Raw genomic sequence first — 8,544 nt, forward strand, 5'->3', positions numbered from 1 at the left:
GCGGCGCGGGTGCGCCGGCCGTGGTCGTCGTCCTCGAGACCGGCAGCCGCTCGGCGGGCGCGGGCGAGTTCGTGCCGGGCGGCGGTCGCGCAGTCCAGCGCGAGGTGGTCGGCGGCCAGCCTCAGGTACAGCAGGGGGTAGAGCCCCCGTGCCGCGTCGGGCGCGGCGGTGGGCCCGAGGGGGCGGGCGGCGCGGTCCACGGGCGGCGGGTCGGCGGGAGCCGCCTCGTCACCGGAGGCGGCGTCGGCCTCCGCCAGGGCGACGAGGTCCCACCGCAGCGCGTCCCGGGGGTCGTCCTGCGCGGAGGCGAGGTAGTGGGCGATCGTGCAGCGCTGGAGCGGGCCCGTACCGGGCCCGGGGTCCTCCCACAGCGCGGCGAGCCGGTTGCGGGCCTCCTCCCGGTCCCCGGCGCGGTGGAGCATGACGGCCTGGCCGACGCGCTGCATGACCGGGTGGTGGCGCGGGGTGTGCTGGGGCTGGGACACCCTGCCCTCCCGGGCGGCTGGACGGCTGCGGACCCCGAGGCTAGGCCGACCGCCGCGGGGACGACGGGTGCGGCACGGCCCGCGCCGCGCCGTGCGACCCGGGTGGCGCAACGCGGGGCGCGCCCCGCCGCCTCAGCCGGCGAGGTCGGGCACCCGCCAGTCGATCGGCGGGTGGCCCTGGGCGGCGAGGGCCGCGTCGATGCGCGAGAACGGTTTGGAGCCCAGGAACTTGCGCGCGGAGAGCGGGGAGGGGTGGGCGCCGTCGACGATCGCGTGCCGCTCGGTGTCGATCAGGGCGGCCTTCTTCTTGGCGTGGTTGCCCCACAGCACGAACACCGCCGGCTCGTCGCGCGCGGAGACGGCGGAGATCACCGCGTCGGTGAACTTCTCCCAGCCGCGGCTCTTGTGGGAGTTGGCCTCGCCCGCGCGGACGGTGAGCACCGTGTTCAGCAGCAGCACGCCCTGGTGCGCCCAGGGCATGAGGTAGCCGTTGTCGGGCACGGGGTGGCCGAGGTCGCTGAGCATCTCCTTGTAGATGTTGCGCAGCGACGGCGGGACCTTAACCCCGGGCCGGACGGAGAAGCAGAGGCCGTGGCCCTGGCCCTGGCCGTGGTACGGGTCCTGCCCGAGCACCACGACGCGGACGTCGGGGTAGGGCGTGGCCTCCAGCGCGGCGAAGACCTCGTCCTGCGGTGGGAACACCGGGCCGGCGGCCCGCTCCGCGGCGAGGAACGCGGCCAGCTCCTCGTACCGGGGGTGGGCGATCTCCTCGCCCAGGGCGTCCCGCCAGGACTCGGGCAGCTTCTCGAACACGTGCGGACCTCCGGTCGCCGTCGCCAGTGATACGCCCGAACGTACCCCGGGGGTCCGACACTCGGGCCGTGCGGGGAGCGGCGGCCGCGGCCGGCGGCCGCGGACGCCTCAGGTCACGGTGGCGCCGAGCAGCAGCCCGCCGTCGAGGAGGAGCGTCTGACCGGTGATCCAGCCGGCGTCGGGCGAACTGAGGAACGCGACCGCGCTCCCGACGTCCCGGGGGACGCCGAGCCGGCCCAGCGGGTACCCGGCCGCGGCCTCGGCCTCGCGCCCCTCGTACAGCGCGGCCGCGAACCGGGTCTTGACGACGGCGGGGGCGACGGCGTTGACGCGCACCCCGGGGGCCAGTTCGTGGGCCAGCTGCTGGGTGAGGCTCATCAGGGCCGCCTTGCTGATGCCGTAGGCGCCGAGCGTCGGGAAGGCCGAGACCCCGGCCACCGAGGCGATGTTGACGACGGTCCCGCCGTGGTCGCGCTGCCAGGCGGCCCAGGTCAGCTGGGCGAGGGCCAGGGCGGCGAGGACGTTGACGTCCAGCACCGCGGCCACGATGCCGAGGTCGGCGTCGGCGAGCGGCCCGACGGCGGGGTTGATCCCGGCGTTGTTGACGAGGTGGTCGACCCGGCCCCAGCGGGCCATCACCCGTTCGACGGCCTCGGCGCGGTGGGCGGGGTCGCGCACCGTGCCGGCGACGCCCATCGCGCGGTCGGCGCCGAGGTGGTCCACCGCGCGCGCGAGGGCCTCCGGGTCGCGGCCGGTCAGGCAGACGCGGTCGCCGCGTGCCACGAGCGCCTCCGCCACCGCCAGGCCGATCCCCCGGCTGGAGCCGGTCACCAGGGCCACCTCGGCCTCCGGCCGGTCGGCGTCGCCCGGTGCGGAAGCGGGCGGGGATGCCGTCATGGGGCTGCCTCTCGGTCGGTGGTGGTGCGGAACGGTGCGGCGCTCGGCCGGCAGCCCCGGCGGCCCCGGCGGCTCAGCCGGCGGGGCCGCCGGCGGGGCCGCCGGCGACGTAGAGGATCTGGCCCGACACGTACCCGGCGGCGTCCCCGGTGAGGTAGGCGACCGCTTCGGCCACGTCCTCGGGTCGGCCGATGCGACCGACGGCGGTGCGGGCCGCGATCTCCGCGGCGAACTCCGCGGCGGTGAGGCCGGCCCGCTCGGCCGCCGTCGCCGTCATCGCCGTCTCGATGAAACCGGGGGCGACGGCGTTCGCGGTCACCCCGAACCGGCCGAGTTCGAGGGCGACGGTGCGGGTGAAGCCCTGGACACCGGCCTTGGCCGCGGCGTAGTTGGCCTGGCCGCGGTTGCCGAGGGCCGAGGTGCTCGACAGGCTGACGATCCGTCCGAAGCCGGCGTCGACCATGGCGGACTGGCAGGCGCGGGTCATCAGGAAGGCGCCGCGGAGGTGGACGGCGAGGACGGTGTCCCAGTCGTCGTCGGTCATCCGGAACAGCGCGTTGTCCCGGATGACGCCCGCGTTGTTGACCAGCACGGTGGGCGGGCCCAGTTCGGCCGCCACCCGGTGCACCGCCTCCTCGACCGCCGTGCGGTCGGTGACGTCGCACCCGACGGCGAGCGCGGTCCCACCGACGGCTCGAACCGCTGCGACGGTGGCCGCGCACGCCGTCCCGTCGAGGTCGAGCACGGCCACGGACCGGCCGTCCCGGGCGAGGCGGACCGCGGTGGCGGCGCCGATGCCGCGGGCGGCGCCGGTGACGACGGCGACTCGGGGTTCGGTGGACAGCGGTGCCTCCCGGGACGGTGGGCGCCGCCCGGGACGGCCGGGGCCGGTCGGGCGCGTGGGTCCGACCGGACGCTAGAAGGCGCGGCGCGGGCTGTCAACGGTCCCGTCCCCGGCGCGGGAGCCGGCGGCCCGCGACCACCTCAGCGGACCAGCAGCTCCAGCAGGCGCTCCGCCTCGGCCTCCGGGTCCGCGGTGAGGCCGGTGTGCACCGGTCCCGGCTGCACCACGGTGCTGCGCGGCGCGGTGAGCCAGCGGAACCGGCGCCCGGCGTCGTCGCCCGCCGCCTGGCCGGCCTCCGCACCGCCGCCGCACAGCGCCTGCGCCGCTCCGAGGGCGGCGCGCACCCCCGCGACATCCGCGTGGCGGTCGAGCGCGCGCAGCCGGTCGGGGTCGAGGTGGACGCGGGCGGCGAGGAAACCGCGCGGACGGCAGTAGAGGAGGATCCCCGCGTTGATGTGCTCGCCCCGTTCGATGCGGGGGACCACGCGCAGCAGGGCGTACTCGAAGACGTCGCGCCGCGGGGGCGTCACGGCGTTCATCGGGCCTCCCCCGCGCGGCGGGGCGCCGGGGCAGTCAGCCAGCCGGGCGGGGCGGGCGGCCGGACGGGTGTCGGCTCTCCGACGGTGATGGCCCCGGAGACGACCGCGGCCCGCGCGAGCAGCAGTTCCGCGTGGCGGTCGCGGAGCGCCGCGGGGTCCGCCTGCTCGTCGTCGCCGGCGAGCCACACGTCGGGGACGAGGGCGACGACCTCCGCCAGCAGCTCGGCCGTCACCAGCGGCGCGAGCTCCTCGGCGGCGGCGCCCAGGTCGGGCCGGCAGGGCGCGAGCGCGTGGTCGGAGGCGTCGTAGGGCCGGGCGGCGGCGGTGCCGACCGCCGGCCAGCTGTGCTGCCAGGTGAGGGTGGCACCGTGGTCGATGAGCCACAGGTCGCCGTGCCAGACGAGCATGTTCGGGTTGCGCCAGGAGCGGTCGACGTTGTTGACCAGCGCGTCGAACCACACCACCCGGCCCGCCTCCCGCGGGGTCACCGCGTAGGCGAGCGGGTCGAAGCCGAGGGACCCCGGCAGGTAGTCCATGCCGAGGTTGGCGCCGGGGCTGGCCCTGAGCAGGGCCTGGACCTCCTCGTCGGGTTCGGCCCGTCCGATGTCGGGGTCCAGGTCGAGGACGGCCAGCCGGGGGACGCGCAGCCCGAGGCGGCGCGCCAGCTCGCCGCTGATCACCTCGGCCACCAGGGTGCGGCGGCCCTGACCGGCGCCGGTGAACTTCAGGACGTAGGTCCCCAGGTCGTCGGCCTCGACCAGTCCGGGGAGCGAACCGCCCTCCCGCAACGGGGTGATGTAACGGGTCGCGGTGACCTCTGTGAGCACGGTCCGGGACCATCCGTCTCGTCGGCGCGGTGCGGGTGCCCCGGCGGCCCGGCACCGTCGCGGTGCCGGGCGTGAGGCAGCGGACCGTCGGTCGCGCTGCCCCTCCCGGCCCGTCCGCACCATGCTAGCGGCGGGGGCCGCGGGCGGACCGGGCACCACCGCGCCCCGGACCACGGCAGCTGGGTGACGGCTCGCGTGCAGTCACCGCCCCGGCGGCGCGGTCCGAGACGGGCACCGACGCTGTCAGTGGCCGGCGGCAGACTGACGTCCCGACAGCTCGGCGGTTCCCCGCCGACGAGGAACGGAGCGGACGATGGACGACAGCGGCGGACGGCTCGGGCAGTTGCGGCGGATTCTCGAACGGCGGGACGATAGCGAGGCGGACGGCCCGTCGCAGCCCTGGCGGATACGCGCGGACGGTGAACTGCCGACCCTGCCGGTGACGGAGGAGGTGCCGCTGATTCGCACCGACTTCAGCGACGACGGGGTCTGGGAGGCGGTGCGCGACGCCGTGCTGGCCCCGCACCCCCAGGGCGACGGCGAGGTCTTCCGGGCCGAGGTCGAGCCGGTCGACGACCGCAGGTTCGCCGGACTGACCGCCGCGGAGCTGGTGGCCCGGATCCCGGCGGATCCGGACTGCCCCGAGGAACCGGCCTCTCCGCTGCTGGTGGTGGCGGATGCCACCACCGTGTCCTCGGCCGAGCACCACCTCCTTGTGGTGGACATCGACGTCGACGAGAACGATCTCGTGCGCCGGCTGCGCGTCCTTCCCCGGGCGGTGCAGATGGTGGAGAACAATCTGACGACGGCCAACATGGGCTGGGAGGAGTTCGCGGAGGCGGCCGACGACGACGGCGTGGTTCGCGAGGTCTAGGCGCTCGGCGGGGCGGGCGGCCGGGGCGGGTGTTCCGGTACGCCCGCGCCCACCTGCCGTGCGGAAGTGACGAATGTACGATCGTGCACACCCGGGGTGGCCGTCCCGGGGGAGCCGTAACCGGCCCGTGCCACCGGGAGTTCGGGCCGGCGGATGCCCGTGGCGCGCGCCCCGACCCACGGAGAGACGCAACCATGACCGACCAGCTCCCCCACCTCGACACCTCCCGGTCGGTGGACGACCGGGTCGCCCACCTGCTGGCGCTGATGACCCCCCAGGAGAAGGCGGGTCAGATGCTCCAACTCGACGCGCGCGGCGACCTGGAGGACGTGGTCCTGGCCCACCACGCCGGCTCGGTGCTCCACGCCTCACCGGAACGGCTGGTGGCCGCGCACGGGCTGACGGCTCGCACCCGGCTGCGGATCCCGCTGCTGGTGGGCGAGGACTGCATCCACGGGCACTCGTTCTTCGAGGGCGCCACCATCTTCCCCACGCAGCTGGGCATGGCCGCCTCCTGGGACGCCGACCTGCTGGCGCGGGTGGCCCGGGCCACGGCGGTGGAGGCGTCGGCCACCGGCATCCACTGGACGTTCTCGCCGGTGCTGTGCATCGCGCGCGACCTGCGGTGGGGGCGGGTCAACGAGACCTTCGGCGAGGACCCCTTCCTGATCGGCGAGTTGGCGTCGGCGATGGTGCGCGGCTACCAGGGTGAGGGGCTCGACGACGCCACCGCCGTGCTGGCCTGCGCCAAGCACTTCGCGGGCTACTCCGAGACCCAGGGCGGTCGGGACGCCAGCGAGGCGGACCTCTCGCGCCGCAAGCTGCGCAGCTGGTTCCTGCCCCCGTTCGAGCGGGTCGCGCGGGAGGGCTGCCGCACTTTCATGCTCGGGTACCAGACCACCGACGGCGTCCCGATCACCGTCAACAGCTGGTTGCTGGACGAGGTGCTGCGCGGGGAGTGGGGCTACACCGGCGTGCTGGTCACCGACTGGGACAACGTCGGACGCATGGTGTGGGAGCAGCGGGTGCAGCCGGACCACGCCCATGCCGCCGCGGCCGCCGTCCTCGCCGGGAACGACCTGGTGATGACGACGCCCGGGTTCTTCGCCGGGGCGCTGGAGGCCATCGACCGGGGGATGCTCGCCGAGAAGGACCTCGACCGGGCGGTCGCCCGCATCCTCGCGCTCAAGTTCGAGCTCGGCCTGTTCGAGGACCCCCGGCTGCCGGAGCGGGAACGGCAGCGCGCGGTCGTCGGTTCCGCCGAGCACGCCCGACTGAACCTGGAAGCGGCACGGCGGTCGTTGGTGCTGCTCGCCAACGACGGGACGCTGCCGCTGGCCGGCGGGTCGGCCGACGGCGCCGGTGGGACGGCGGCGGGCCCCGCGGCCGAGGACGGCCGCACGGTGGCGGTGGTGGGGCCGCTGGCGGACGACGCGCAGACGCAGCTCGGCGACTGGGCGGGCTCGTCCGGCCAGGCCGACTGGCTCCCGAACGGACAGCCCCGGGCGATGATCACCACGGTGCTCGACGGGCTGCGCGCCACGGTGCCCGCCGGCTGGCGGGTGACCGAGGCGCGGGGGGCGGAGATCCTGTCCCTGACGCCGGACCCGGAGGGTGCGCTGTTCCCGGACGGCCAGCCGCGGCCGCCGGTGGTGGCGCCCGCCGAGCCGGACGACGCCCTGATCGCGGAGGCGGTGGCGGCGGCACGCGAGGCGGACTACGTGGTCGCCGTCGTCGGTGACCGGATCGAGCTGGTGGGTGAGGGGCGGTCGACCGCGACGCTCGAACTGCTCGGCGGCCAGGCGGCGCTGCTGGAGGCGCTGGCGGCGACCGGCACCCCGCTGGTGGTGGTGCTGCTGGCCTCCAAGCCGCTGGTGCTGCCCCCGGCGGCCCACGGCGCCGCGGCGCTGGTGTGGGCGGCCAATCCGGGTATGGCGGGCGGGCAGGCCGTCGCCGAGTTGCTGCTGGGGCTGGCCGAGCCGTCGGGACGGCTGCCCGTCTCGTTCCCGCGCCACGTCGGGCAGCAGCCGACCTACTACAACCAGATCCGCGGGCAGCACGGTTCCCGGTACGCCGACCTCACGCAGACGCCCGCCTTCGCCTTCGGCCACGGGCTGTCGTACTCCACGGTCGCCTACCGCGACCCGGCGGTGGCGGACGCCGGGCTGACGTCCGCGGACACGCTGCGCGTCGAGGTCACCGTCGCCAACACCGGGAGCCGGCCGGTGCGGGAGACGGTCCAGCTCTACATCCGGGACGAGGTGACGTCCGCGAGCTGGACCGATCGGGAGCTGAAGGCGTTCCGCCAGGTGGAGCTGGCACCCGGCGAGGAGCGGCGCGTGGTGCTGGAGCTGCCAGTCGCCGACTGCTCGATCGTGGACGCGGAAGGGGTGCGCCGGGTGGAGCCGGGCGAGTTCGAGGCCCTGGTGGGTCCGTCCTCCCGTCCCGACTCGCTGCTTCCGGTGCCCTTCACCGTACGCACCGCCGACTGACGCCGCCGTGCCCCGTGCCGCCCCGTCCACCGGGTGCCGGCGGCATGGGGCGCGGCGCTCGGACCACCGCCCCGAGGACGAGGGAGACGCATGAGCCATCCGCATCAGGACATCCCGGAGCGGCCGGGCGGGCGGCCGAGGGTCGGCCTGCTGCTGCCCCGCGACCTGCCCGCCGGGCAGCTGCTCGACTACGCCCGGCGGGCGCAGGACGCCGGCTTCGCCGCACTGTGGGTGGTGGAGGACATGAGCTGGCGCGGCGGCATCGCCCAGGCCGCCGCGGTGCTGGGCGCCACCCGGCTGGAGGTCGGCATCGGCATCCTCCCCGCGGGCGCCCGGAACGCGGTCTACGCGGCGATGGAGGTGGCGACCCTCGCGCAGCTCTTCCCGGGGCGACTGACGGTGGGCGTCGGGCACGGCATGCCGGAGTGGATGCGCGCGGCGGGCGCGTGGAGCCCCCGGCCGCTGGGCGTGCTCGCCGACCACGTCACCACGCTCCGCACGCTGCTGCGCGGCGGGCGCATCGCGCCGGTGGCGAAGGGGCCGGAGGTCGCCCTCGATCCGTCCGCGGTGCCCGATCAGGTGCCGGACGTGCTGCTGGGCGTCCGCGGGCCGCGCTCGCTCGCCCTCTCCGGGCGGGTGGCCGACGGCACGGTGCTGGCGGAGCCGACCTCGCCGGAGTACGTCCGCGCCGCGCTGGCCGCGGTCGCGCCGCGCGGGCCGCACCGGCTGGCCGCGTTCAACGTGGCGGCGGTGGACGAGGACCGGGGGCGGGC

9 protein-coding genes are annotated in these 8,544 nt (G+C 76.2%); 3 read left to right on the plus strand and 6 right to left on the minus strand.

Going from position 1 to position 8,544, the window contains the following annotated elements; genetic code table 11:
- The 6 genes from HCN52_RS18360 to HCN52_RS18385 all read right to left on the minus strand — a co-directional run.
- Positions 1–485, minus strand: a 485-nt coding sequence (locus tag HCN52_RS18360) for a hypothetical protein (RefSeq protein ID WP_209314706.1), incomplete at its 3' end; no start/stop codon positions are given.
- Between the two features lie 132 nt (positions 486–617).
- The gene (gene ung / locus HCN52_RS18365) at positions 618–1,298 is read right to left on the minus strand and encodes a uracil-DNA glycosylase (RefSeq protein WP_168089546.1); all 681 of its coding nucleotides are present in this window, start codon (positions 1,296–1,298) and stop codon (positions 618–620) included.
- 108 nt (positions 1,299–1,406) lie between these two features.
- Positions 1,407–2,195, minus strand: a complete 789-nt coding sequence (locus HCN52_RS18370) for an SDR family oxidoreductase (protein ID WP_168089547.1) — start codon at positions 2,193–2,195, stop codon at positions 1,407–1,409.
- A gap of 73 nt (positions 2,196–2,268) precedes the next feature.
- Positions 2,269–3,039, minus strand: coding sequence for an SDR family oxidoreductase (locus HCN52_RS18375; RefSeq protein WP_168089554.1), 771 nt, complete (start codon positions 3,037–3,039; stop codon positions 2,269–2,271).
- A 140-nt stretch (positions 3,040–3,179) separates the two neighbouring features.
- Positions 3,180–3,578 (minus strand): DUF3037 domain-containing protein, encoded by a 399-nt coding sequence (locus HCN52_RS18380; protein ID WP_168089548.1) that lies wholly within the window; start codon positions 3,576–3,578, stop codon positions 3,180–3,182.
- A complete protein-coding gene (locus HCN52_RS18385; protein WP_168089549.1) occupies positions 3,575–4,405 on the minus strand; it encodes a HipA family kinase in 831 nt (276 codons plus the stop codon). Before HCN52_RS18385 ends, HCN52_RS18380 begins: the two co-directional genes overlap by 4 nt.
- A 313-nt stretch (positions 4,406–4,718) precedes the next feature.
- Here HCN52_RS18385 and HCN52_RS18390 point away from each other — a divergent pair, with 313 nt between their 5' ends.
- The 3 genes from HCN52_RS18390 to HCN52_RS18400 all read left to right on the plus strand — a co-directional run.
- Positions 4,719–5,279, plus strand: a complete 561-nt coding sequence (locus tag HCN52_RS18390) for a DUF6924 domain-containing protein (RefSeq protein ID WP_168089550.1) — start codon at positions 4,719–4,721, stop codon at positions 5,277–5,279.
- A 194-nt stretch (positions 5,280–5,473) separates the two neighbouring features.
- Positions 5,474–7,771: an exo-beta-d-1,3/1,6-glucosidase gene (locus tag HCN52_RS18395; RefSeq protein ID WP_168089551.1), complete on the plus strand. Its 2,298-nt coding sequence runs from the start codon at positions 5,474–5,476 to the stop codon at positions 7,769–7,771.
- 90 nt (positions 7,772–7,861) lie between these two features.
- On the plus strand, positions 7,862–8,544 hold a 683-nt coding region (locus tag HCN52_RS18400; RefSeq protein ID WP_168089552.1), incomplete at its 3' end, for an LLM class flavin-dependent oxidoreductase.

This window comes from Streptomyces bohaiensis, assembly GCF_012033785.1.
Lineage (GTDB): Bacteria > Actinomycetota > Actinomycetes > Streptomycetales > Streptomycetaceae > Streptomyces > Streptomyces bohaiensis.